We start from the raw sequence: 25,414 nt of genomic DNA on the forward strand, positions 1-25,414 counted from the left end.
GCGACAGTGCTAAAATGAAAGCGCCCGCCAGAGAAGTCTGGTGGGCGTTTTGCATTGTGGGATTGGCCCTCCTGGAGGGACGCGAAATCTTTGCTATTTGGTTGCCACATCGGCGGCATTCAACGCCAACTCAAGCCGTGCCCGTTCTTGTAATGCGCGTTGGACGATTGCGGGTTCTCGTAAAGTGTAGGGGCTATCAAGACGGAAAGTTGACCCCGCACGCTGCGATACTTGCATCCCTGACAGCGCTGAAAGGGGCACCGCCAATACAAGGCTCGCCATGATCGGTAGCAGCCACAAAGAGATCAAACCAGCGAGCAATCCGCTCAGCAAAACCACACCCAGCACCATCTCGATCCAGTGGAATTTGATGAGTGTGGCCCAACTGTGTTGGCGTGCGGTTCGCGATTGTGGTGCCCATGCTTCCGAACTGCTGGTGAGGGCGCGGAGCACCGCTTTGGTCTGCTGGATCATCATGATGGGGGCGTAAGCGATGGAAAGCGCAAGTTCGACGAGGAAGTTACGCAAAAAAGGACCAGCTCCGCCGAACACCCGCGCCGCACGCGGTGTTGCGGCAATAATGCCAGCGCCCGCAATTTTGGGAGTGAGCAGCATGGCGTACATGATGATCAGAAATACCGCGCTGTCGATGTGGCTCATGGCGGGGGGCCAGTCTGGAAAGAGCGGGTTCGCCTCATTGAAATAGCGCACAACGTTTGTTTCCGCATCCTTTCCCAACAGTGCCCAGATCACCAACAGGAAGAACCACGCAGGACTGAGCAGATAGGCGACAGCACCGTGAAAAAGGTGAAACCGCGATACAGGATGCAGCCCTTTAGTGCCGAGCAGGCGCAAATGCTGTAGATTTCCGCGGCACCAGCGACGGTCACGGATGACATAGTCGATCAGGGTGGCAGGGGTCTCCTCAAAGCTGCCTGTCACACGCGGCAGGAAACGCACGCCCCAACCCGCACGGCGCAGCAGCCCCGCCTCCACGAAATCGTGGCTCAGGATGAGTTGGTCATTGCCGCTGCGTCCGCGCAAATGGGGTAGCATCGCACTGGTGGCAAAAGCCTGCGTGCGGATGATCGCGTTATGGCCATAATAGTTGCCCTCGGAGCGTGCCCAAGTTGCCAGTCCTTCGGCCAGCAGCCAGCCATAGGCGACATTCGAGAATTGCTGCAAACGGGCAAAAACGGTTTGTGCACCAATGAGCATTGGGAAGGTCTGGATCAGTCCAGCACGTGGATCAGACGATAGCTCGGAGGACAGGCGGTCAATCGCACGGCCGCTCATCAAGCTGTCTGCATCAAGCACAACCATGCCTTCATACGCCGCGCCCCAGCCGCGGACCCAGTCGGCAATATTGCCGATCTTTTTGTCGGTGTTTGTGGTGCGTCGGCGATAATAAACGGCAAAACCGTCGGGCGCGGTACGCCGCAAATCTTCGAATGCCTGCCATTCGCGGGCGGCAATCGCATCATCGCGGGTATCTGACAAAATAAACAGGCTATAGCGATGTGGCCTGTGCCGCGTGGCTAAGTCGTCCAGCATTGCGACCGCATTGCCAAAAACGTTTTGCGGCACTTCGTTATAGATCGGCACCAGCAGCGCCACGTCGATACCGATGATCTCTCCGACAGGGCGCACATCTGCATTTGCGCGCGCCAGTAATCCTGCAATGGCCACGCCAACGGTACTGACCGACAGGCTGACCCAGACAAATGTCGCACCGATCATGCTAAGCAGCGCCCATTCCATACCACTCATCCCGCCATTTGCGAGCCAGCCATAAAGACCCGCCACCAGCAGCGCCGTACCGATCAGGGCCGGCCAAAACGTAGCGGCCCGCCATGCAGGACCAGTGGCAGGTCTGTCCGCAAAAGCGGGTAATGGCGCTGTGCCAAACGTCTGCTCTAGTGCGTCCATGGGCGCGCGGGGCGGCATTGAAGTGTTAAGGTCTTGATCCTGCATCAGGTCTTTGTCCAACGGTAAAGCCATACTTCGCTCAAGGGGGCGTCGCCGGTGCGCAGCTGCACGCGGAACTCAGCCACGTCAGCACCTTCGGGCATGAAGGTAAACGCAAGTCGGGGGCCATTGGTTTCAGGGTTACGCTGTAAAATTCCAGGTGTTGTGGTGCCTGTGCTGCTGCGCAAAATCACGTCAACAGCGCTCAGGTCTTCGGGCAGCGCACTGCCGTCTTCGAAATCTATGACCATGACCAAGCCACCCTCGGGCCGTCCTCCCATGGCTGTGCTCAGCACCCGTAATAATTCGGGTGGGTTTGGTGCGGGATCGGCACCCCATCGCAGCCCATAGCGCATGTGATGTTCTTCGCCTGCCGTGATAGGGTTGGCAGGGCGCCAATAGGCGACAATATTGTCGTAAATTTCAAGGTCTGCCGGAATTTCCACGAGCGTTACGGCACCTGTACCCCAGTCCCCGCGCGGGGTGATCCAGACTGAGGGGCGCTTGTGATAAAGCGCTTCGAGATCGTTATAATCGCTGAAGTCCCGTTTGCGCTGCATCAGGCCAAATCCTTTTGGGTTCTGGTCTCCAAAGGCGCTGATTTGCAGAGTTTTGGGGTTCGCCAATGGCCGCCAGATCACTTCGCCTGCGCCGTTGTGGATGAGCAGGCCGTCGCTGTCGTGCACGTTGGGGCGGAAATCGGAGAACCGCGCACGGTCGGTCGCGTCAAATAGGAACATCGACGTCAGCGGGGCGATGCCCACATGGGCCATTTCGGCCCTTGCGAATATAGTCGCTTCGACTTCCATATGCAGCACGTCGCCATGGGTGATCTCGAAACGGTAGGCTCCCGAACAGCTGGGGCTGTCCAGTAGGGCATGCAGCGTGACCGAGGCGTCCGAGGCCTCAGGCGTTTCGATCCAGAATCCGGTGAAATCTGGAAACTCCTCTCCCATTGGATCGCCTGTCTTGAGGGCAAGACCGCGGGCCGATAGGCCGTATATTTCGCCTGTGCCAATTCCGCGAAAATAGCTGGCCCCTTGAAACACCGCGTATTCCGTAAACGCGCCAGAGTTGCGCAGATCGGCACGCAAGCGCAAACCGGAATAGCCCATGTTTTCGTTCAGCGGCAGGTCGGGGAACTGGTCGGTGCGATCAAACACCTCCAAATCGAACACCAGCGGACGTGCGCCGCCATCCTCAACGACATTTATCTCGATCCCTTGCCCATAATAAAGCCCGGGAGGGAAGACATCCAACCGCTGCGGACGGGTGGTGTTCTCCCAAAGTGCGTTGCGGGTATCAAACCAGATTTTGCGATACTGATCATAGCTGATGTTCTCCCATTCCTTTGGAATGGAGGGGCGCGGCTGATAGTCTCTCTCAGCCAGCGCCCGCGCAAGATTTTTGACCGTTTGTGCGTTAAAGGGCGTGGATGTGTCACCTACATGCAAAGGCGCATCCTCGGCCAGTGCTGCACTAGGGACTGCGGCCAAGGCAGCAAGTGTTTTGAGGACATCGCGGCGCAGCATCAGGCTTTCACTTTCCAAGGTTGGGACTTAAACCAGCCGGCCCCATAGGCGGTGACGACAAGGATTATCGCGCCACCCAAATTGACCAGTAATGTGGTCGCTGTTGTACGTCCGATCATATCCATGACAAATCCCATTACCCGTGCGGTGAACATGGACACGATAAACACTGCCAAAGATTGCTGGCCTACTTTGAGGATAATCTTGAGGATTTGCCCCCAGACCCGTGCCAGCATACTGGCGCCCCGCGCCAGCAGATTGTCACCCTTATCACCCGCCAGAACCCACGCGAGATAGGCGAGTGCGAGGAACTGGATGTAGCGGAAGAGACCAAAATCGCTTTTGTCGATAAGCGGCTTGAGTGCGATACGCGCGTCGATAACGGGATTGCCCGTTTCTGTCACAAAGAACCAGTCCCGCGCGACGGCCCGCACGCCGATATTGCTTAGCGGGATGTTGGCGATGACAATGACAGCGGCCAATACGACAAGTGCGAAATGCACAGGCGGTTTGGGTATCCAGCCGCGCATGAGTGCAAACCCTGTGAAGAACACAAGTTGCCATGCGAAGGGATTGAAGAACCACTTGCGCTCTGACCAGGGCTCTGCGGGAAAGGCGAGGTGATAGTCCCCCAGCAGCCAAGTCTGCGCCCCCAGCCAGACAGCAACCATAAAGGTGAAAACCAATCCAGTGTGAATCTGTTGAAGCGCCATCACAATCGGCATCATCGCCAGTACGACCATATACATGGGCAGAATATCGAAATAATTGGGCACATAGGTTAGCGTCATAAGCCCAACCAAAGGCACGGCGGGGTCCTCAAAGAACTTCCAAAGATTCAGGGAGCCGATATAGTTTTTGCCAAACCCGCCATAGTAATCCAACCCAGCCATCAGGGCAGCTACGGCAATGAAGAGTCCGATATGTGCCCAGTACACTTGCCATATGCGAAACCCCACACGTGCTGAGCCCAGAAACCAGCCCGAGCGCTGAAACGCACCGCCAAAGGCGATGGCGGAAGCCATGCCAGAGCAGAAAACAAACATCTCTGTCGCGTCCGAAAATCCCCAACGCGCAGGAATCCATGAGGTCAAAAAGTTTCCCGGTGTATGGGCGATCAGAATAATGAACATCGCAATGCCACGAAAGAAATCGAGACGGAGGTCGCGCACACGTAGTGCAGTGGCAACAGGGGTGGCAGGCGTCGGCATAAAGGTTTTCGGTCCAGTTTATTGCGCCGCGATCCCGCGTGCAGTGTTGATCTTTTCAAAACGGGTGGCGGCAAAGCGGTCGATATGACCGCCGCGTGTTTTCTGGCGGTCCCGCAGAATGGCGGCGGTTGCATCATATCGACCTGCACGCAGGCCTGAGTCTATGGTTATGCGCTCGAATACATCACGTTGTGCATGGCTGCCACCTATGGTTTGCATCAATGGGCGGGCTGCCGCCAAGTTCGCAAATGCGGTATCATAACGCCCCTCCGAGAAGGCATTGAGCCCTGCAAGCGCCGCCTTGCCCGGCGCCTCGACGCGGGCAGGCATTTCGCCCGCTTTGGTGGCGTCACGGGCAAAGCGCGCCGTCATGGCATTGCGTGCTGCACCGCGTGCTGCTCCTGTGAGGGCCAGTAAATAGTGCAGATCGGCGAAGACCAGACAGCCATCCTCGACACGGTTCTCGGAGAAATCCGCAAGTTCTTCCCACCGGGGACCAATATCCATGCCCTCAAGTTCCAGCCGCATCAAAAGTGATGTGGCATTCGAAATATCGCGATAGTCGTCAGTTTTATCCGAACGGATTTGCGCATCATAAAGACCGAGCGCGATATCCAGTTCTCCCCGCTCCATGTGCAGAAGCGCCTTGTGCCACCAGACATGGTAGCGAAAGTTGTTGGAGCGACCCCAAGCAGTGGTGTTATTCTCGATCAAGGCAATTCCGCAGTCGGGCCGCGAGGTCATATCATAAACATGAGCCACCGCATGCAGGCCCCATGCGTCATCCGTGGTCAAAGTCAGCGCCTCTTTTCCCACAACTTCTGCGCGCGCGTATTCGCCAGTTTCTTCAAGGGTGAAAGCGTGACAGCCAAGCAGATACCCACGTCCAGCATGACCTGGGGTATGTGCGTCCAGTATGCGCTCAACCGAGCGGCGCATGCCTGCACTGTCGCCCAACATAAAACGGATGCCATGGCTTAGTTTAGCCGAGAGCGTGTCGTGGGGCAGGGTGCGCAAAACATCTTCCACTGTAGCAATAGCGGCAGTCGGCTTACCGCTTAGCCACAGTTCGAGCGTCGTAATCCAATTCGTTTCGCGGGGAGTAACGGCCTTAAGCGCAGCGGCCGCTTTCGCTGTGCCAAGAGCTGCGTGGGCAGAGGCAATAACTTCGGCTCGCCCCGTCATCAGGCAAAATAATCCGCGTGCTGCGTGGCCCATGGCAAAGTTTGGCTCAGCCTCCATCAAGCGTCCAAGGTGAACAGGTGTTTGCTGCCCGTGCGAAAGCAGGCCGTGAATGACCCCGTTCCAATCGGCTAAAGCTGTGGCTGAAGTCAGCGTCACAGGGCATGCGCACATATCAAACTGGGTCACAGGAGAAGCACCTTTTGGTTGGGTAGCTGTGCAAATTAAACACTGCGTTGAACCTTGCTTAGCTGATAAGAGCGGATGTCGTCAGGGGATTGGGCCATGCCACACGCCAACGTGAAGCGCCAAGCCACTTTCGTGAAGTTGGTGACATTTTCAGCGGCATTGACTTCGATTTGCGCAGGGAATTGGCGATAAACCCCGCTAGGACGTTGGTTTGTCGCCCAGCCATGTTGCAAGAACTTCGTCTGTGTCCTGCCCGAAACGGGGCGGGGGGCGGCGATACTTCACAGGTGTTTTTGAGAATTTGAGAGGATTGCTCAGCAGTTGTATCTGACCGCCCTTTACGCCTTTAACGGACATGTTGCGCACTGCGCCGCGTGCCTGTGCTTGCTCTGAGGTCAGTGCCTCTTTGATAGTGTTGATGGGGCCGCAGGGGACTTTTACCTTGGCAAGCGCCTCCAGAATATTTTCTTTTGCCCAGGTTTTCAGCGCTGGTTTGATCTGGCGCATCAGGGCTTCGCGATTCTTGATCCGCCCCAGATTGGTGGCGAAATCTACATCCGCGGATAGGTCAGGCAGACCGATCACATCGCAAAACCGGGCAAATTGCGCATCGTTTCCCACGGCGAGCAGGAAGTGACCGTCAGCCACCTCAAACGCATCATAGGGCACGATATTGGGATGTGCGTTGCCGCGTCGTTCTGGCAGCTCGCCTGAGGTGAGGTAGTTCAGCCCCTCATTCACCAGCCACGCCATGGACGCGTCAATCAGCGCCAATTCGACATGTTGGCCCTCACCCGTTTTGTCGCGGTGGCGCAGGGCGGTGAGGATGCCAATGGTCGCATACATCCCGCACATCACATCGGCGATGCCAACGCCTACTTTGGTGGGCACGCCCTCAGGGTCGCCGGTGATCGACATGATCCCGCTAAACCCCTGGGCCATCAGATCATAGCCTGGTTTGTCGCGGTTCGGTCCTGTTTGGCCGTAGCCTGAGATGGAGCAATAGACGAGGCTTGGGTGGGCCGCGCACAGGGTCGCATGGTCCAGCCCATATTTCACCAGTCCGTCAGGCTTGAAATTTTCAACCACGATATCGGCGCGTGCGGCAAGGCGTCGGATGACGTCCTGTCCCTCTGGCGTGGCAATGTCGACGGCGATGGAATGTTTGTTGCGGTTGGAGGACATGAAATAGGCAGACAGATCAGAAGCGCTGCCATCCTCGTTTTGTGCATAATTTGGCCCCCAACCGCGTGTGTCATCACCGCCTGATTTGGGGTTTTCCACTTTGATCACAGTCGCGCCCATATCGCCCAAAAGCTGGGTTGCCGTAGGGCCAGCCAAGATGCGCGAGAGGTCGAGGACAAATACCCCGTCCAAGGCGCCAACAGTTTCAGATACGTCCGTCATAGGCTCCTCGCTCAATCGTGCAGGCAATTACCGTGAAGGTGTCGGCACTCTGTGCTGCAGCCAAGGCGGCCTCAAGTTCTGTGCGGTTTGTGGCCGTATGGCCTGCACCCCCAAAGGCACGACCCATGGCAGCAAAATCATGATGGCCAAAGTCTACGGCGGCATTGCGCAACTGGCGTTGGCGCTGCTTCAACTCGATCAGGGCAAGCGAGCCATCAACAAAGACAACAAAGATCGGTTTGATGCCAAGTTCGGCTGCTGTCGACAACTCCCCTGCTATCATCAGAAAGCCGGCGTCACCGGAGAAGGAAACGACAACACGTTTAGGTGCGCAAAGGGCAGTTCCCATCGCCAGTGGCAAGGCGCAACCCATGGTGCAGAGTGCGGAGGATTGCAGCAACCCGCGCGGCTGGGTGCAGGTCCACATTTGGCTCAGTAATATCCGGTGTGCGCCGCTGTCTGCAGTCGCAATAGTGTCGTCAGGCAGGTGGTGTTGGCAGGTGTCGATGATGGCGGCGGGACCCCATTCTTCGCCGCGCGGAAACGATGAAGCAAGTGCTGCTTTTACGGCGTTGATCTCTCCTTTTGGCCATGTTTGCTCCTGTGGGGTAACACCCTCGGCAATGGCCGAGAGGCTTGCAGCGCAATCGGCGATGAAGCTCAGGCTGGCCTGATGCATATAGTGGTGGTTTGGCACAGCAGTTATATCAATGACCCGCTGCTGTCTGGCATCCCAGATGTCACGCCAACCGGGGCGCATTTCAATCGGGTCATAACCGAGACAGATCACCAGATCCGCCTGCTGGATAAACGGTACAAGATGCTTATCGGCCAAAGGAGACAGGCCCGCGCCGCCCAAAGCGAGGGAATGCCGCTCGTCCAGCAGCCCTTTTGCTTTGTATGTTGTGATAACCGGAATGCCGAAACGCTCTGCAAAGGCTGTGAGTTCGCCCTCAGCCTGCGTGTTCATGGCATCCACGCCAACGACCATCACGGGACGTTTCGCGCTTCCAAGCCATTCTTGCGCTGTCTCGAGATCACTCCCTGTTGGTGCCGTAACCGAGGGCGTAGTGCGCTGGGCTGGGGGCAGGGCGGAGATTTTTGCGTCAGCGACAGAGATGGGGACATCGATATGAACGGGACCGGGGCGGCCCTCAAGCGCGATACCAACAGCTTTGTCCGCGACCACATGGGCGGCCCCTGCGCTGAGCTGAAAGCTGGCCTTGGTAATCGGGCGCAGGACCGCTTGCTGGTCGAGCACTTGGTGTGTGTAGGTCTCGGCCTCTGCCGCATCCACGCAGCCTGACAGTACGATCAGTGGCACGCGGTCTTGCAGCGCGTTGGCAATCGAATTGACCCCGTTGAGCACACCCGGACCGATGGTCGCCACCATAATGCCGGGCGCGCCCGTTTGATGCCAGGCGGCTTCGGCCATGAATCCCGCAGCATTTTCGTGTTTGCATAGAACAAAAGTGATCCCTGCGGCCTCAAGAGCATCTACAAGAGTGAGGACTTCGCCACCGGGCATGCCAAACGCGTGGCGACATCCCGCCGCATAAAGGCGTTGGGCAATGGCGTCAGCGGCACGGAACGTATCTGGGGATGACATGGGAGACCTTTTAGCTGGTTGCTCCGCATATGGCCGCGAAGCGACCGACACTGCAATTCAACACTGCGTGGTAAATGTTTCAAATGACGGTGATGTAGCAGGGCAGAATTTCACAGAAATTCTGGGCGCAAAGCCTGCGAACAGGCTTTGCCTTGTGCTTAGCGGCGGCGATCGCGCCGTGCGCTCATGGGCTGGAATGCAACGCCGACATGGGCTTCGCAATAGGGCTTGCCCTGTTTTACAGGTAGACCACAAAACCAGAAGTCTTCCGTGGCAGGATCGCCCACTGGCCATTTGCAGGTCCGCTCGGTCAGCTCCATCAAGCTCAGCTTCTTGGCCTTCTTCTCGATCTCGTTGACCTTGGCGAGGGCTTCGGGACTGATCTCGTTTGCTGACGGTTGCGGCGGCAGCGGTTGGCCTGCGGGAATAATCTGGTTGCGCGGCGGACGCACAGCATTTGGGGAGATCGCAGGCTCGGTCTTGAGGTCGGGCTTGTCGGCGTTTGTCTTCACCTCGGGCTCCACTGGGGCCGAGGGTTTGGCCTTTGCTGGCACTTTCGGTGCGGCTTTCGCTTTTGGCTCAGCCTTGGCAGTGGCACCAGCAGTTGTGCGGTTGGACAGGCCCAAGCGATGCACTTTGCCGATCACAGCATTGCGGGTCACACCGCCCAGCTCTTTTGCGATCTGGCTTGCGGACTGGCCTTCGCCCCACATTTTCTTCAAAATTTCAACGCGGTCATCGGTCCAGGACATGGAGGCTTCCCTAGTATAATAAAGCGGCCCGCAGGGGACCGCTTATGCAAAATCAGTCTTCTATAGTAATGGCTGTGGCGGCAGGTGCAAGGGATCACACCGCTCTAGAGGGCTGTGGAGCAGGCTTTTTCAACCGCGCTTCGCGCAAGGCAAGCCATATTGCCCCCGAAATGATGATAATTGCACCTAAAACTGTGACCCCGTCGGGGACGACATCAAAGAACCAGAAGTCGTAGAGTGAAGCGAAAATCAAACTGGCGTAGCTGAATGGTGCCACAAAACTTGCATCAGCGCGCGCCATTGCGTTGATGAAACATGTCTGGGCGACGGCCATGCACAGCCCGATCCCAGCCAGTAGCATCCATTGCGGACCCGTTGGCGGCTGCCAGAACGGCAGAACCGCAAGGCTCGCGATGCACAAACCGATAGAGTTATTTATTAATAAAATTTGAAACGGATTCTCCCGCCCTGCCAGTTTTTTCATGAAAATAAGCTCCAGTCCCATGATCATCGCTGCCGCGAGGGCCAACAATGCAGCGGGTTGAAAGCTATCGGGTGTAGGGCGCAGCAGAACCACCGCGCCAATCAAGGCCAGCCCTGCTGCAGACCAGCGCACGCGGCCTACTTTCTCGCCCAGCAGGGGGATCGCGAGCATCATGGCAAACACAGGGTTTAGGAACGAGATGGCCGTCGCATCGGCCAGAGGAATAAACGCCACGGCGGCAAACAACAGCGTCACCCCCGCCCAGCCAAACGTGGTGCGCGCGATATGAAGTTTCCAGTGAAACGTGGAAAGTGTGGGGCGCAGGACCATCGCCACCAGTGACAGCGCCATGAAGGCAAAGACAAACCGCCCGTGACTGATCTGAAGCGCATGCAGCGGCGGGCCATAGGTTTCCGTGCTGAGGCTCTTTGCTATTAATGTGGTTGCCCCGATAAATGCGGCAGCAATCAGGATCAGTGCTGCGGCCAGCGCATTATTCTGGGTCTTGGGGATATACATGAGCGTGCTATGGCGCGGATGCCACGCACGGACAAGAGCCAGCGCACCAGCTTTGCAAAAGCTCTTGCATCAAAATGGCAAAGCGTTACTCAGGTCCTATGATTACATGCTCGCACATATCGCTCCGACGACGCCGCTGACCTGAATGCGCATAGTCTGCCGTAAGGGAGGCTGTGATCGAGCGTGCCAAAGTGCACTCCCCACTTGACCCTTCGGAACTCTCATGCGCTTTTGAGACTTTCGTGGCAGTTTTCCAAAGTCCCACCCCCTCGAAAGGATGATCCTGATGATCACTTCTGTCTTGCCGACCTATTCCCGTGCGCCCCTGAGCTTTGTAAAAGGCGAAGGCACTTGGCTCATCGAAGCAGATGGACGACGTTTTCTCGACCTCGGGGCAGGGATTGCGGTGAACGCGCTGGGCCATGCGAACCCGACACTTGTTGCCGCGCTAACCGAACAGGCCGGTGCGCTCTGGCACACCTCCAACCTTTACGAGATTCCGCAGCAAAAAGCGCTGGCGGACAAACTGGTGGAGCATACTTTTGCTGACACGGTTTTCTTTACCAACTCGGGCACAGAGTCCTGCGAGCTTGCCGTGAAAATGGCGCGCAAGTATTTCTATGACAAAGGGGAGCCTGACCGCGTCGAGATCATCACTTTCTCTGGCTCTTTCCATGGTCGCTCCTCTGCGGGCATCGCTGCCGCAGGTTCAGAAAAAATGACCAAAGGCTTCGGTCCCTTGCTGCCGGGCTTTGTCCATCTCGACTTTGGCGATCATGAGGCGCTCACTGCCGCCATCAATGACAAAACCTGCGCCGTGATGGTTGAGCCTGTGCAGGGAGAGGGCGGGATACGCCCGTTGCCAGATGTTTGTCTCAAAGGTCTGCGCGATCTGTGTGACGAACATGGCATTCTGATGATCCTCGACGAGGTGCAATGCGGTGTGGGCCGGACGGGTAAGCTCTTTGCCCATGAATGGTCAGGCGTGACCCCCGATATAATGATGGTTGCCAAAGGGATCGGTGGCGGCTTTCCCCTTGGCGCAGTCCTCGCCACGGAAAATGCTGCCAGCGGCATGACCGCAGGCACACATGGCTCGACCTATGGCGGCAACCCGCTTGGTTGTGCCGTGGGCTGTGCGGTGATCGATATCGTGGCCGACCCCGACTTTTTGGCCGAGGTCAACCGCAAGGCAGGTCTGCTGCGTCAAAAGCTTGAAGGACTGGTCGCGGCACATCCAGACGTATTCGAGAGTGTGCGCGGCGCGGGTCTCATGCTTGGTCTCAAATGCAAAGTGGCACCCGGCGATGTGGTGAACGCAGGTTATGCAAATGAAGTCATTACAGTGCCTGCGGCTGATAATGTTGTTCGCCTTCTGCCGCCGCTGACGATCACGGACGAAGAGATCGCCGAGGCCGTTACCCGCCTTGACCACGCCGCCACCAGCTTGCACGCCTCCTGAATTTCATTTGGCAAATCTAACTCATCATTGGGGGCTTGCCCCCTGATCCGCGACCTTTCCAGCAAAGACATGACCATGAAACATTTTCTCGACATCCATCAAACCGATCAATCCGAACTGCGCACGATCATCGACAACGCCGCTTCGATGAAATCCGCCCGCGACGGCCGCCCCCGCGGTGCGCTGGATGATGAACAATTGCTCAAGGACCATATGGTTGCTCTAATCTTTGAGAAACCATCGACCCGCACACGCGTCTCCTTTGATGTGGGCGTGCGCCAGATGGGGGGGCAGACGCTGGTGTTGTCGGGGGCGGATATGCAACTGGGCCACGGCGAGACAATCGCCGACACTGCCCGTGTGCTGTCACGCTATGTCGACCTCATTATGATCCGCACCTTTGAAGAGCAGACCCTTCACGAGATGGCGGAATACGCAACGGTGCCTGTCATCAATGGCCTCACCAACCGCAGTCACCCTTGCCAGATTATGGCCGATATCATGACCTTCGAGGAGCATAACGGCCCCATCAAGGGCAAGCGCGTTGTCTGGTCGGGGGATGGCAACAATGTCTTCGCCAGCTTCGCCCATGCCGCAAAGCAATTTGATTTCGAATTGGTTTTCACCGGCCCAGAAACGCTGGAGCCCGAGCCTGCGCTCAAGGGGCTCTATACCACTGTGCGCAATCCAGAGGAGGCCGTGAAGGGCGCTGATCTGGTGGTTACGGATACATGGGTCTCCATGCATGATCCGCAATCCGCACGAGAGCGTCGCCACAACCAGTTGCGCGGCTATCAGGTCAATGCGCAACTCATGGAGCAGGCCAAGCCAGAGGCGCTTTTTATGCATTGCTTGCCTGCGCACCGTGATGACGAAGTCACCAGCGAAGTTATGGACGGCAAACAGTCTGTCATTTTTGACGAGGCCGAGAACCGTCTGCATGCACAAAAGGCGATCATGCGCTGGTGCCTTGAGAAATAGCCAAAATGACTTGCACCTTGCATACTGCTCTTAGGGCGGCGGTATGCGGGGCGCAGCTCTTTGTGATTGGTAAATCGCGCGTAAAATCGCTTGCAGTTCTGGTTCCGCTACCCCCTCGCTGGTCTCGATAGGTTTGGCTGACTTCTGTGTGCGCAGGCCTGTCTCCGGGTCTCACGGTCGCACAGCGCTGCAACCTCCGACCACCGCATCAAATTGGAAAGTTTGACGGCATGCGCCAGACCAAAGTGCATTCAACACATGTTTTATATTATCTCTGGCTGCAAATTTTTTGCTTCTAATTTCAGGGCATCCACAAACTAATTTTAGCGAATTGGCGATATTGGAGCAGGAAGTGCATGGGCTTGCGCTGCTTTGTCAAAACAACCAACCTTGCCAAAACCGGACTTGGAGTAGGGAAATTATATGACACGGGCCATTGCCGACATTGGAATCTACGGATTGGGCACGATGGGCAGTGCACTGGCCCTCAATCTTGCAGAGAACGGTTTTCAGGTTGCCGTGACTAACCGCGAGGTTGAGTGGATCGGCAAGTTCGTTGAGCAAGCAGGTCCACTTGCTACTACCATTAGTCCACAAATAACGCTTGAGACATTTGTCGCAAGCCTCAAGGCTCCGCGCACTATCCTCTTTATGATTCCGTCTGGTGCGCCCATGGATGCGATGATCGAAGCCGTCATGCCTTTTTTGGACGACGGCGATACAATCATTGATGGTGGCAACGCTGATTTCAATGATACCCGACGCCGGTTTGATCGGTTAAACGGCACAGGCGCCCATTTCGTTGGGATGGGGGTGTCGGGTGGTGAAAAGGGTGCGAGGAACGGTCCTTCGATGATGGTCGGCGGTTCTGTGCACAGCTGGACCCAGCTTAAGCCGATGGCCGAAGCCATCGCAGCGAAATTCGAGGGTGAACCGTGTGTGGCCCACTTGGGCCCGGACGGCGCTGGGCATTTTGTAAAGACGGTGCATAACGGCATCGAATATGCCGACATGCAGATGATTTCCGAGCTTTACGGACTGCTGCGCGATGGTGGGGGATGGAATGCGCCGCGCATCGGAAAGCTGTTTGAGAGCTGGCAGGACGGCCCCCTGAGTTCCTACCTGATTGAAGTCAGTGCCGCAGCTCTGCAAACCATCGATCCCGATACAAGATTGCCGATGGTCGATGTTATTCTTGATCAGGCAGGGCAAAAGGGAACAGGCCGCTGGACTGTCATTGAGGCGCTGAAGATGGGGCAGTCTGCAAATGCGATCGAGGCTGCCGTTGGTGCGCGGGGCTGGTCTTCCGAGAAGGGCATGCGTAATGCGGCTGAATCCGCTTTGGGCGCAGGTGCCTTGCATGCGGATATGCCCTCTGAGGATGATCTTGAGCAGGCTTTGATTGCGGCGCGAATAATCGCCCATGCTCAGGGATTTCGTCTTCTGGATGCTGCATCGCAGGAATTTGACTGGTCGTTGGACATGGCCCGCATTTCCGAGATTTGGCGTGCCGGATGCATCATCCGCTCGGCGTTGTTGGATGACCTCGCAACAGCATTTCGTACTGATTTGCCGCATGGCCACCTGATCCTGTCACCGAAAATCGCCGCGACACTGACCCAAACCATGCCTGCCTTGCGGCGCGTTGTGGTGGCGGGGGTCTCCCTTGGAACAGCCTTGCCTGCACTGTCAGCAGCGCTTGCGTGGTACGACAGCATGCGGCGCGGACGCGGCACGACGAACCTCATTCAGGCGCAGCGGGATTTCTTTGGCGCACACGGATTTGCACGCACGGATAAGGACGGCAAATTCAATGCGCAATGGCCTGATCTGACCAGTGAGCGGTCTTAGGTGCCGCGCGGTTTGGCCCGCAGCGTAGGATCGGCCTCACGCGGGTCTTCAGGCCACGGATGGCGCGGGTATTGGGATTTCATATCCTTGCGCACATCGGCGTAGGAGCCATCCCAGAAACCGATCAAATCCATCGTGACCTGCACAGGGCGCTGGGCGGGTGAGAGCAGCGTCACCTGAAGCGGCTGGCCTGCCACGCTCGGGTGGCGCGTGACTCCAAACATCTCTTGCAGTCGCACGGCGATCTGGGGCGTGTCTCCGTCATAATCGATTGCAATGCGCCGACCCAAAGGCGTCACGAAATGCCCCGGTGCGGCGCGGTCCATCTGTTGTTGCTGGTCCCAGCTTAGCCGCGCCTTTAGCGCTGGTAACATGTCAAAGCGTTTCCAATCAGCAGCGCTGCGTGTGGTGCCAAGGTGGGGCAGGAGCCAGTCTTCAAGCGTCGCGAGCAAATTTGCCTCCGAGAAGTCGGGGAAGTCAGGCTGATCCGCCATAAGGGCCGCACGGCGCAGAAACCTTGCTGCGGCTTTGTCAGGGCGTAGGCCCAGCTGCGCCACACCCTCCAGCATCGCTTGGGCCACCACGTCTTGGGGTGCATCGCTCCAAATGCGGTCATCCAGAACCAACGCGCCAAAGCGTTCCTGCCGTCGTGTCTCGACCCGCCCCTCGCGGCGCGACCAGACGCAGTGATCATGCCATGCTATCTGATCGGCAAAGGCCGTACGCAGTGCGCTTTCCGGCAGGGCGGTACCTTGGCGAATGCGAGCTTCACGCGGGTCACCGTCAAGGTCTGTTGCCACAATAAGGCGTTCTCCTGCCAGTGGATCACCGTCAGAAACCACTGCCCCCTTGCCTCCCGACAGCACAAATCGCGCCGCGTCTCCCTTGCGGCGTAGACCGATGCGGTCGGGATAGGCGAGGGCGGCAAGGGTGCCGATGTCTTCGGGTCCATCGGGAGAAGTGGACCGAGAGAGCCGCTTGGCCTCTTGGCGGATGCGGGCCAGCGTTGCGTGGTGCACTTCGCCTGACACCCGCTTCCCCGCAACTGCGCGCATGCGGTGGCTAAGGTCGAGGGGCGCACCGCGCAGTGGGTCACGCTCCGCCAGTATCGCGGCCAGCGTTGCCGCCTTGCGACCCCCGAGAGCCACCATATGCGCCAAGCGCGGGTGCAGCGGGAGTTTGGCGAGCGAGCGACCATGTGCGGTTATGCGATGTTCTGCGTCAAGAGCGCCCAGCATGTGCAAAAGGGAGTTGGCCTCCATAAGCCGCCCCGCGTGAGGGCGGGTGACAAAGGCCAGTTCCTCTGCCTGCGCCCCCCACAGAGCCAATTCGAGCGCAAAGGCACTCAAGTCGCCGCTCTCAATCTCGGCAGGAGGATATGCGGCGAGTGCGCCATCCTCACCTTTGGTCCAGAGCTTGTAGGCAACCCCTTCGCTCATCCGTCCTGCGCGGCCTGCGCGTTGGGTGGCTTCGGCTTGGGTCACGCGGGTGGTGACGAGGCGCGACATACCTGACGAGGGATTGAACTCGGCGCGGCGCGATCTGCCGCCGTCTACGACAATGCGGATCCCTTCGATGGTGAGCGATGTTTCAGCAATGGAAGTGGCCAGCACGATCTTGCGCCCCTCGGTCGCAGGATTGATCGCCGCACGCTGCGCTTTGAAATCCATCGCACCAAACAACGGGGCCACGGTGCAGTCCGCAGGCACCTGTCGTTCCAAGAGGTTCTGTACGCGCCTGATCTCCCCCTCACCAGGCAGGAACACCAGCGCCGATCCTTCCGTCTGTGTCATCGCATAGAGCACCAGATCGGCAACTGCCTGCTCGAACCGCGTTGTTTTGGGAAGCGGTTTATCAAGCCAGTTTGGCGTCACGGGGAAGCTGCGGCCCTCGGAGGTGACGATCGGTGCATCCATCAGTGCTGCTACTGGGGCAGCATCCAGCGTGGCGGACATGGCCACCAGCATCAGGTCATCGCGCAGTACGCCTGCGATCTCCAAACACAGGGCGAGGCCAAGGTCTGCGTTCAGCGAGCGTTCGTGGAATTCGTCAAAGATCACTGCGCCGATGCCCGGCAATTCAGGATTTTCCTGCATCATGCGGGTGAGAATGCCTTCGGTGACTACTTCGATGCGGGTAAACTTTGATACCTCTGACGCACCGCGCACGCGGTAGCCGACAGTCTCGCCCGCTTTCTCGCCCAAGGTCTGGGCCATCCGCTCTGCCGCGGCGCGGGCGGCGAGCCGACGGGGTTCGAGCATCAGGATGCGTTGGTCAGTCAGCCCCGCCTCCAGCATCGCCAGTGGTACGCGTGTCGTCTTGCCCGCACCGGGCGGCGCTTGGAGCACGAGCCGTCCACGGTCGCGCAGCGCCCCCAAGATATCGGGCATGACTTCATCAATGGGCAGTTGCGTTTTCATGCGGCCCTTATCTGTGGTGCAGAGGTGTGGGGCAAGGCTGGACATTCGCGGCGCGGGGCGTGAAAAACGGAAGGAATGGCGCGGAGGCATACCATGGACATCAAAGATATGGCGCAGCGGATCATCGCGGGGGAGCGACGTGCCTTGGCGCGTGCAATTACGCTGGTGGAAAGCGGGCGTGCAGATCACCGCGTCCAAGCAACAGAGTTGCTGGCCGCACTCGGCACACAAAAGCAAGCGCTGCGCATCGGGTTGTCGGGGACACCCGGTGTGGGGAAGTCTACCTTCATCGAGAGCTTTGGTTTGATGCTGACAGCGCAGGGGCTGCGGGTGGCCGTGCTGGCAGTTGATCCCAGCTCGTCTCGCTCTGGTGGCTCCATCCTCGGGGATAAAACACGGATGGATTTGCTCAGCCGTGATCCGAATGCTTTTATCAGACCGTCCCCTAGCCAGACCCATCTGGGCGGTGTCGCACGGCGCACGCGGGAGGCTGTGGCGCTGTGCGAGGCGGCAGGGTTTGATGTGGTGCTGATCGAGACGGTCGGCGTGGGCCAGTCCGAGACCGTGGTGGCACAAATGTCCGACCTTTTCCTGCTGCTGCTTGCCCCTGCGGGCGGAGACGAGTTGCAGGGCGTCAAACGCGGCATCATGGAAATGGCCGATGTGATTGTGGTCAACAAAGCTGATGGCGATCTCAAGGCGACAGCAATGCGCACACAGGCCGATTATGCAGGCGCACTGCGTCTGATGCGTAAACGCCCACAGGATCCCGAAGGCTACCCAAAAGCGATGACCGTGTCAGCGTTGGAACAGCGCGGCCTGCCTGAGGTCTGGGAGACACTGAAAACGCTTTCGGACTGGCGCCGCGATCACGGTTTTTGGGAGCTTACGCGCGCCACGCAAGCGCGCTATTGGTTTGAAGACTCGGTGAAAACGGCACTTCTGGCGCAGCTTGACCAACCACGGGTCCGTACCGCTTTGGCGGCTCTGAGTGATGCGGTCGCACGCGGGGAGCGCGAGCCTACTGCCGCTGCCGCTGCGTTTGTGCGCGAATTGCGTAGCTAGGCACGATATTCGGGGCATGGCGGGTTGACCTGACCTGCGATTCCTCCTAATGACTGCGAACCAATTTACGGGTCGCCAATGGTGCGACTTGATTAGCTGTGGTCCCAAAACGTGGGTGCCGCGCCGAACCAAAAGGATGAACCCATGTCGCGCCGTTGCGAATTGACCGGAAAAGGCCCGATGTCGGGCAATAACGTATCCCACGCCAAGAACCGCACGCGCCGTCGGTTCCTGCCAAACTTGAACGACACAACGCTTCAGTCCGAATCGCTGGGCCGTGGCTTCAAACTGCGCATCTCTGCTGCGGCTCTGCGCTCGGTCGATCACCGTGGTGGTCTGGATGCGTACCTTGCAAAAGCGAAAGACACCGAGCTGTCTGACAACGCGTTGAAGATCAAAAAAGCGATCGCGAAGTCCGGTGCTACGGCTGACGTGCTGTCCTAAGCTCGCTTTAGAACTGATTTGAAACGGCCCCGACCTGAATTCAGGTCGGGGCCGTTTTCGTGTTTGGGACTGGTATCTTTGCCAAAGTATCCACACATAGGTCAGAGCAAGAGGAAGGTCCGATATGCGAAACCGCAAAGCAACACTAAGCATTGTCGTGCTATTTGCACTGGTTGCCGTGGTGATGGCTGTTGTGTCGGTCAAGCTATCGCCGCTGGATCAAAGCGATGCAGCCTTCGCTGTGGAAGAACCTTATCTGCGCAGCAGCATGTCCACCTCTACCACCGCTGCGGCGTTTATGGTCCTGCGCAACATCACAGGAACGGATGACCGCCTCGTCGGGGTGAGCAGCGCATTGCCGGGTCGTGTAGAGCTTCATACGCATTCTCAGGATGTGAACGGCGTCATGCGCATGAGAGCGATTGAGGGGGGGATTTCGATCCCTGACGAAGCTGTACACGCGTTCGAGCGGGGCGGCGACCATTTGATGTTCACGGGACTGCAAGAGCCGCTCACGCAAGGTCAGTTGGTGCCTGTAACACTTGTATTCGAGCGCGTGGGAGAAGTTGAAATCATCATCCCTGTGGATTTGAACCGCTAGCCCCAGCAGGGTTTTTTACATGAAACGGTTCGGGATTTTTGAAAAATTCCGGCGTCTCTAATTGCTGTTGAGAATATCCTCGACCCAAGCCGTGACGGTCTGGGTCGCAGGGCCCAGCAGTGCCTTATCAAATTGTGATCCCACGGCGGACGGTTCCAGATTGATCTCAAGCGTTTGTGCCCCTGCACCCGCAGCCTCGGCAACGAAGCCTGCGGCGGGATAGACATTGCCAGAGGTGCCGATGGCGGCGAAAATATCAGCCTGCCCGAGGGCTGTGAATATACGCTCCATCTGGTAGGGCATTTCCCCAAACCAAACGATATCTGGCCGTGCCGCAGGCGCATCGCAGGCAGGGCAGGCATTGCCCACCGCCATTTGCAGGGGCGCAGGCCAGCGATGGTCACACCGTCCACAAAGCGCCGAGTTCAGCGCCCCGTGCATATGGATGAGGTTTTGCGTGCCGCCCCGCTCATGCAAGTCATCGACGTTCTGTGTCACAACAAGGACATCTCCGCGGTGCTCTGCTTCAAGTCGCGCCAGCGCTTTATGGGCCGCGTTAGGCTGCGCTTCCGCAGCTTGAGCGCGGCGTGCATTATAGAAATCCACGACCAGTTGGGGGTCGCGTAAAAACCCTTCGGGCGTTGCCACATCTTCTACGCGATGCTGCGCCCAAAGGCCCGTTTCGGCGCGAAATGTCTCGATACCGCTTTCTGCTGAAATGCCTGCGCCGGTGAGGATGATGATTTTGCTCATAGGATGCTCCGTGTGGATGGGAATAGCAAATGTTGTGAGGGGCCGCGGCTTGACCGTCAAGCCGTGAGCGTTCTGGCAAGAATCACCTGGCCTGCATCATCCCTTCACGAGGGTCTTGGCGGCAACTTCAACAGGTAATGCGTCTGGTTTGGAGCTGGAAGGGCGCGCTGATGGCGCTTGATAGCCTAAGGATCACATATGCCAGCAGCTAGAGAGGCTAAAAACGCGACTCACGTGCATCTCCCCTTGAAAATCGCCGCCGATGCGCTCATTTAAGCGCAGTCCCCAAAGAGGGGACGTATTTACAGGAGAGACCATGGCCAAGGAAGATACGCTCGAATTCCCCGGTATCGTTAAGGAACTCCTGCCGAATGCGACGTTCCGGGTCGAGCTTGAAAACGGCCATGAGATCATCGCGCACACGGCAGGCAAAATGCGCAAGAACCGCATCCGCGTTCTGGCAGGCGATAAGGTACAGGTCGAAATGACCCCTTATGACCTGACCAAAGGCCGGATCAACTACCGTTTCAAATAAACACACCCCGCCTGCCCGCAGGGTCGGGCGAGGAGCTGCCTTATGAAATTCATCCTCGGATCAGGATCACCGCGCCGCAAGGAATTGCTGGCGCAAATTGGCGTTATTGCCGATGATATCCGCGCGCCTGACATTGACGAAAGCCCTTTGAAGTCTGAGCTGCCGCGCCCCTATTGCGCCCGCATGGCGCGTGAGAAGGTCGTTGCAGTGCCTGCCGATGCAGACGATATCGTGCTGTGTGCTGATACGACCGTGGCGCTGGGCCGCCGCATCTTGGGCAAACCTGCGGACCGTGACGAAGCGGAGGCGTTCTTGCGTGCCATGTCGGGCCGCCGTCACAAGGTAATCACTGCCGTTGCCGTCAAACGTGGCGAGAAACTCTGGGAGCGTGATGTCATGAGCATTGTGCGCGTGAAAAGCCTCTCGGACGAAGAGTTGAAGGCCTACCTCGACACTGGCGATTGGGAAGGAAAGGCTGGCGGCTATGGCATCCAAGGCCCCGCTGGCGTGCTGATCCCATGGATATCCGGCTCGTTCACCGGCATTGTGGGCCTGCCCCTCGCCGAGACTGCAAATCTGCTGCGTGCCAGCGGCTACCCTTTATATGGAGAAGGCTCATGAAAGGCCGCACAATCATCCTTGATCACCTCGGTGATATCGAAGCCGCCGCTTTGATGGTGGATGGTAAGCTCGAAGACCTGTTGGTCGATACGCCGGATGCTGCCCGCAGTGGGACGGTCTACCGCGCCATTGCTGACCGCCCCGTAAAAGGGCAGGGGGGCATGTTCCTCAAAACGCCTGATGGCATGGCCTTCCTGCGCCAGATCAAGGGCCTCGCCCCCGGTCAGCCGATTCTTGTACAGGTCACGGGCTTCCCCGAAGATGGCAAGGCAATCCCGGTCACCTCCAAGCTGCTTTTCAAAAGCCGCTATGCGATCATCACACCCGACGCACCGGGCCTCAACATCTCCCGTTCCATCCGCGACGAGGCAGAGCGCGACCGCCTGCTGGAGATTGCCCATGAAGCGATGAACGGTGCAACCTACGGCTTGATACTCCGCTCCAGCTGTGCCGACGCACAGTCTGATGCAATTTCCGAGGATATTGAAGCCATGTTGAGCCTTGCTCATAACGTGCTCACCGACCAGAGCAATGAGATGGAAACTCTCTCCGAGGGTGATGGTCCTCACGTGCTCGCGTGGCGCGATTGGGTCGAGAAAGCCGAAGTTGTGACCGAGGCAGGAGGATTTGAAGAGCACGGCGTGCTTGACGCTCTTGATGCTCTGGCCGAGGATTTTGTCCCGCTCTCTGGTGGCGCATCGATGTATGTTGAGCCGACACGCGCGTTGGTGGCAGTGGACGTAAACACAGGCACTGACGTGTCATTGGCAGCTGGGATCAAAGCCAACATGGCCTGCGCCCGGGCCTTGCCCCGTGCACTGCGCTTGCGCGGTCTTGGTGGGCAGATCGTGCTCGACCTGGCGCCTATGCCCAAGAAGGACCGCCGTCCGTTCGAAACAGCCCTACGCTCTGCCTTTAAGGCGGATGATGTGGAGACCACACTTGTTGGCTGGACCCTTCTCGGCCACTACGAGTTGCAACGTAAACGAGCACGTTCCCCGTTGGCCGAGGTGCTCGCGTGACTTGTCCGATTTGTTCAAGCGATGCGGACCAGAAATATCGCCCCTTCTGCTCGCGCCGGTGCGCAGATATCGACTTGTCCAAGTGGTTTTCTGGTGCCTATGCTGCTGCCTCTCAAGACCCTGATGATATTGAAAAAGCAATTGAAGCATTAGAGAATCCGCCTGCGCAGAAAACGCATTAGATCTATGCCTCATTCGAGTTGGGTCCTCATAACTGAAAAATTACGTTTGCAGCACGAGTAAATGTAGACAAGAATATTTTTGGATATCGGTCATAGCGTTTTGCGGTGCGTCAGTAGTCTTTATGCCTGCCAAAAACGCTCTCAATACCGCTGCACAGTTTGTCACATCGAACGTTCTTCTTGCGTGATTAGTGATCAGGAATGGAAGGCCTTTTGGCCCTTCTGACAAGGTTTACGGAACATTCCGCATCAATACCGCGGTTGGCGGCGCTGAAGAGATGGATCGAGTAATCGCTGGTGTCATCGGTTGCACGTAATTGGTACTCAGGCAGGCCATTGTCTGACTGACTAGGTGTCCACACCCCTTTTCAACCACAAAATCAGGGTGAGTGGTGGGTTCTGGCCCCCTCGCCGGAACAGTCGAGTGGGTCGGATTGGCAGGTCCCGATGCTACTGATCCCGTTATGATCTGGGCGAATGCATCCATATCGCTCGAACGCTTCCAACGATTATGCAAAGTCGTGGGTGGCCCATGCACAGCGGGTGTAGCAGAGCAGCGTATGCGATTTCAGTTGAAGAGGATTATACCCCTCAAGACCCGCTGACCGATGACATCTGGCTTACCTCGTCTTGCTAGGAAATGGCACCGCCAGCGCATCGCCTGCCGTTCGATCCGCCAGTGAAGATAAGTAATCTGTTCCCGCCAACTTAAGGATTTTGGGTCACTATAACAGATTGTCATCGAAGTATTTGATATGTCCCGAGTCTAGTTTTGCGAGAAAGCAAAATGGGGCTGGACACGAGCAGCTTGAGACCCTAGAACGCGCTCACCCGACCAGTTTACTGGTCCCGGTGCCCGGGTAGCTCAGGGGTAGAGCAGTGGATTGAAAATCCTCGTGTCGGTGGTTCGATTCCGCCCCTGGGCACCATTTTAATACTACACAAAATCAACTACTTGCATGTTATACTGTGAATTTTTAGCACCCATAATTTGATCTGAAATTTAGTTGGTGACACACTGGTGACACGGAGTGAGTGCGCTAAATGCTTCTTGAATTGTTAGAAGCTGGCAGATAAGCCTTGAGCTCAGCTCAGTGAGACGAAGTGGCAGTCTTGATGATTTGAACTGCAAGTTCGAGTACATGAGTTCGCTCTTTGCCTCCATGCAGTATCGCAGCTCTTAAAAGAGGTCAAATTTCTAAATGTTATGTACGAATACGATTCGCCCACTTGATTTTGAATAATTTCAAAACGCCTGACGTAACAAAAAAGACCCGCCAAAGCGGGCCTTTTTTGTTAGTTTTCAGCGTCTTATACGAGAGTCTCTTTGGACTTAAACATCGCGGACACCTTTCGTGTTAGGTTGCGGTCACGTCTTCGTAAGGAATATATAGTAACAAGAGGTTAAATATGCAAACTCTTTGAACAACTTATCCTATTTTTATAAGAGCTATAGTAAAGCCGTCACCTGGCAAAATCGGTGAAGTACAACGTGTCACATAATCTGATGGCCGTGCTTCTCCCGCATCATTCGGTTGGACAAAAAACTTGTCGTTTAAGTGATGCTCTTCAAAAAACGGCCTTAAGTTATCATCCAAGCAGTTGATTTCTAAGCGTAACGATTCGACGATATGCCTAGAGACGAAAACAATAAGTGGGTCAGCTTCAAGATTCCAACGGCGAACTGATCGCTTGGATACTTTGTATAGATCTTTACCCTCCATGTTGTAAGAGTATGTTACTTGGACATCTGAGGTCGTTTTATCAACTAAGGGTTCAATATTCTCTCCGTCGATGACAACACTGAACTCAGGGGAATAGTCCGCGCTCTTGGCATTATCTCCTGCAGAGAACACGTGCTTCCAATGTACATTTCCTCCCTTTTGAAATGGAATGAATTCTTCGATTGAGCTATCAGTAATTTCAACGATATTGTTGTCTGCATCAGCCCATTTTACCGTGATTGTTCGATCACTTGAACGAACATAAAAAGTCTTGTTATGCTGCATGCCTTGTTTAAGTTGTTCAACGATCCTCTCCTGCAAATCGCCACTCAACCCATTTTCATTGGAGAAATCTGGAATAAAAATATGTTTGCTCAGCTTGGCCCAAATTTCATCAATATCTTTTCTTCTTTTAAGTATTTCATCGCCAAAAAAAACGTCGGTTACGACTTCTCGAATAGCCTTGAAGGTATGGAGGAACCGCACAAAAGCGCCGAGTATAGCACCAATTAAAATCATTCGCCCAAGGTCAAAGGCGAGCTGAGCATACCAAATTAAATTACTCGTAGCACCAACTGGTGTTGGAGCATGGAAATGGCCGAACAAGTATAGTCCGAGGCCAACCAATGTTAGAGAGCAAAAGCCTACTGCAGTTCCATACTTTTCAATGAACTCAGAGCATAGTGTTTTTAACGGCTGCATTATACCTTGTGGCCCTCTTTATTTTTTAAAAAACTTATAGCGATTAGATACTTCAAATGCAAAAAGCTAGTAAGCGCAAGGAAACAAAGAAAACGGAATGCGGTACCGGACTGCATGGAGTTCTGTTTTGGGCTCATAACGGTCATTATGAGACTTTGTAGATCATCTCATTTTCTGCTTCGTGTTGATTGTGAACGG

General features: G+C 56.5%; 21 protein-coding genes and 1 tRNA gene. 11 read left to right on the plus strand and 11 right to left on the minus strand.

Annotated elements, in window-relative coordinates; genetic code table 11:
- Positions 1–93: 93 nt before the first annotated feature.
- From mdoH to Q0775_RS11305, 8 genes are all read right to left on the minus strand, one after another.
- Positions 94–2,001: a glucans biosynthesis glucosyltransferase MdoH gene (gene mdoH / locus Q0775_RS11270; protein WP_298860531.1), complete on the minus strand. Its 1,908-nt coding sequence runs from the start codon at positions 1,999–2,001 to the stop codon at positions 94–96.
- A complete protein-coding gene (locus tag Q0775_RS11275) occupies positions 1,974–3,500 on the minus strand; it encodes a glucan biosynthesis protein G (RefSeq protein WP_298860534.1) in 1,527 nt (508 codons plus the stop codon). The genes mdoH and Q0775_RS11275 overlap by 28 nt, the downstream gene beginning before the upstream one ends.
- On the minus strand, positions 3,500–4,711 hold the full coding sequence (locus Q0775_RS11280) for an OpgC family protein (protein ID WP_298860535.1): 1,212 nt from the start codon (positions 4,709–4,711) through the stop codon (positions 3,500–3,502). Before Q0775_RS11280 ends, Q0775_RS11275 begins: the two co-directional genes overlap by 1 nt.
- A gap of 18 nt (positions 4,712–4,729) precedes the next feature.
- Positions 4,730–6,082 (minus strand): tetratricopeptide repeat protein, encoded by a 1,353-nt coding sequence (locus tag Q0775_RS11285; protein ID WP_298860537.1) that lies wholly within the window; start codon positions 6,080–6,082, stop codon positions 4,730–4,732.
- Between the two features lie 198 nt (positions 6,083–6,280).
- Positions 6,281–7,489, minus strand: coding sequence for a CoA transferase (locus Q0775_RS11290; RefSeq protein WP_298860539.1), 1,209 nt, complete (start codon positions 7,487–7,489; stop codon positions 6,281–6,283).
- Complete coding sequence (locus tag Q0775_RS11295) at positions 7,473–9,098, minus strand: thiamine pyrophosphate-binding protein (RefSeq protein WP_298860541.1); 1,626 nt, start codon at positions 9,096–9,098, stop codon at positions 7,473–7,475. Before Q0775_RS11295 ends, Q0775_RS11290 begins: the two co-directional genes overlap by 17 nt.
- 158 nt (positions 9,099–9,256) lie before the next feature.
- Positions 9,257–9,850, minus strand: a complete 594-nt coding sequence (locus Q0775_RS11300) for a GcrA family cell cycle regulator (protein ID WP_298860543.1) — start codon at positions 9,848–9,850, stop codon at positions 9,257–9,259.
- Positions 9,851–9,944: 94 nt separating this feature from the next.
- Positions 9,945–10,853, minus strand: a complete 909-nt coding sequence (locus tag Q0775_RS11305; protein ID WP_298860545.1) for a DMT family transporter — start codon at positions 10,851–10,853, stop codon at positions 9,945–9,947.
- A gap of 286 nt (positions 10,854–11,139) precedes the next feature.
- On the opposite strand from Q0775_RS11305, the gene Q0775_RS11310 reads away from it, so the two are divergent.
- The 3 genes from Q0775_RS11310 (at position 11,140) to gndA (ending at position 15,147) form a co-directional block, all read left to right on the plus strand.
- Positions 11,140–12,315 carry an aspartate aminotransferase family protein gene (locus Q0775_RS11310; protein ID WP_298860547.1) on the plus strand — a complete coding sequence of 392 codons (1,176 nt, stop codon included), beginning with the start codon at positions 11,140–11,142 and terminating at the stop codon, positions 12,313–12,315.
- 75 nt (positions 12,316–12,390) lie between these two features.
- Complete coding sequence (gene argF, locus Q0775_RS11315) at positions 12,391–13,296, plus strand: ornithine carbamoyltransferase (protein WP_298860549.1); 906 nt, start codon at positions 12,391–12,393, stop codon at positions 13,294–13,296.
- 423 nt (positions 13,297–13,719) lie between these two features.
- Positions 13,720–15,147, plus strand: coding sequence for an NADP-dependent phosphogluconate dehydrogenase (gene gndA / locus Q0775_RS11320; protein WP_298860552.1), 1,428 nt, complete (start codon positions 13,720–13,722; stop codon positions 15,145–15,147).
- Here the strand turns inward: gndA and hrpB are convergent.
- Complete coding sequence (hrpB, locus tag Q0775_RS11325; RefSeq protein ID WP_298860555.1) at positions 15,144–17,567, minus strand: ATP-dependent helicase HrpB; 2,424 nt, start codon at positions 17,565–17,567, stop codon at positions 15,144–15,146. The genes gndA and hrpB overlap by 4 nt on opposite strands.
- A gap of 75 nt (positions 17,568–17,642) precedes the next feature.
- Here hrpB and meaB point away from each other — a divergent pair, with 75 nt between their 5' ends.
- From meaB to Q0775_RS11340, 3 genes are all read left to right on the plus strand, one after another.
- On the plus strand, positions 17,643–18,632 hold the full coding sequence (gene meaB / locus Q0775_RS11330) for a methylmalonyl Co-A mutase-associated GTPase MeaB (RefSeq protein ID WP_298860558.1): 990 nt from the start codon (positions 17,643–17,645) through the stop codon (positions 18,630–18,632).
- 144 nt (positions 18,633–18,776) lie between these two features.
- Positions 18,777–19,076, plus strand: coding sequence for a 50S ribosomal protein L28 (gene rpmB / locus Q0775_RS11335; protein WP_298860565.1), 300 nt, complete (start codon positions 18,777–18,779; stop codon positions 19,074–19,076).
- Positions 19,077–19,200: 124 nt separating this feature from the next.
- Positions 19,201–19,677: a copper chaperone PCu(A)C gene (locus Q0775_RS11340; protein ID WP_298860568.1), complete on the plus strand. Its 477-nt coding sequence runs from the start codon at positions 19,201–19,203 to the stop codon at positions 19,675–19,677.
- 57 nt (positions 19,678–19,734) lie between these two features.
- Here Q0775_RS11340 and Q0775_RS11345 read toward each other — a convergent pair whose 3' ends face one another.
- A complete protein-coding gene (locus Q0775_RS11345; RefSeq protein WP_298860570.1) occupies positions 19,735–20,430 on the minus strand; it encodes an NAD-dependent deacylase in 696 nt (231 codons plus the stop codon).
- A gap of 316 nt (positions 20,431–20,746) precedes the next feature.
- Between Q0775_RS11345 and infA the strand changes: the two genes are divergently transcribed.
- From infA to Q0775_RS11370, 5 genes are all read left to right on the plus strand, one after another.
- Positions 20,747–20,965 carry a translation initiation factor IF-1 gene (gene infA / locus Q0775_RS11350; protein WP_008228280.1) on the plus strand — a complete coding sequence of 73 codons (219 nt, stop codon included), beginning with the start codon at positions 20,747–20,749 and terminating at the stop codon, positions 20,963–20,965.
- 42 nt (positions 20,966–21,007) lie between these two features.
- Positions 21,008–21,586 (plus strand): Maf family protein, encoded by a 579-nt coding sequence (locus Q0775_RS11355; RefSeq protein WP_298860573.1) that lies wholly within the window; start codon positions 21,008–21,010, stop codon positions 21,584–21,586.
- Entirely contained in the window at positions 21,583–22,608 is a 1,026-nt protein-coding gene (locus Q0775_RS11360) for a ribonuclease E/G (RefSeq protein ID WP_298860576.1), read from the plus strand. Before Q0775_RS11355 ends, Q0775_RS11360 begins: the two co-directional genes overlap by 4 nt.
- Entirely contained in the window at positions 22,605–22,790 is a 186-nt protein-coding gene (gene yacG, locus Q0775_RS11365; RefSeq protein WP_298860579.1) for a DNA gyrase inhibitor YacG, read from the plus strand. The genes Q0775_RS11360 and yacG overlap by 4 nt, the downstream gene beginning before the upstream one ends.
- An 854-nt stretch (positions 22,791–23,644) precedes the next feature.
- Positions 23,645–23,719: transfer RNA gene (locus tag Q0775_RS11370), tRNA-Phe, on the plus strand.
- A 501-nt stretch (positions 23,720–24,220) separates the two neighbouring features.
- On the opposite strand, the gene Q0775_RS11375 is transcribed toward Q0775_RS11370, so the two are convergent.
- Entirely contained in the window at positions 24,221–25,216 is a 996-nt protein-coding gene (locus tag Q0775_RS11375; protein ID WP_298860584.1) for a hypothetical protein, read from the minus strand.
- Between the last annotated feature and the right edge of the window lie 198 nt (positions 25,217–25,414).

The sequence above is a fragment of the uncultured Sulfitobacter sp. genome (genome assembly GCF_947499945.1).
In the GTDB taxonomy this organism is placed as follows: Bacteria; Pseudomonadota; Alphaproteobacteria; order Rhodobacterales; family Rhodobacteraceae; genus Sulfitobacter.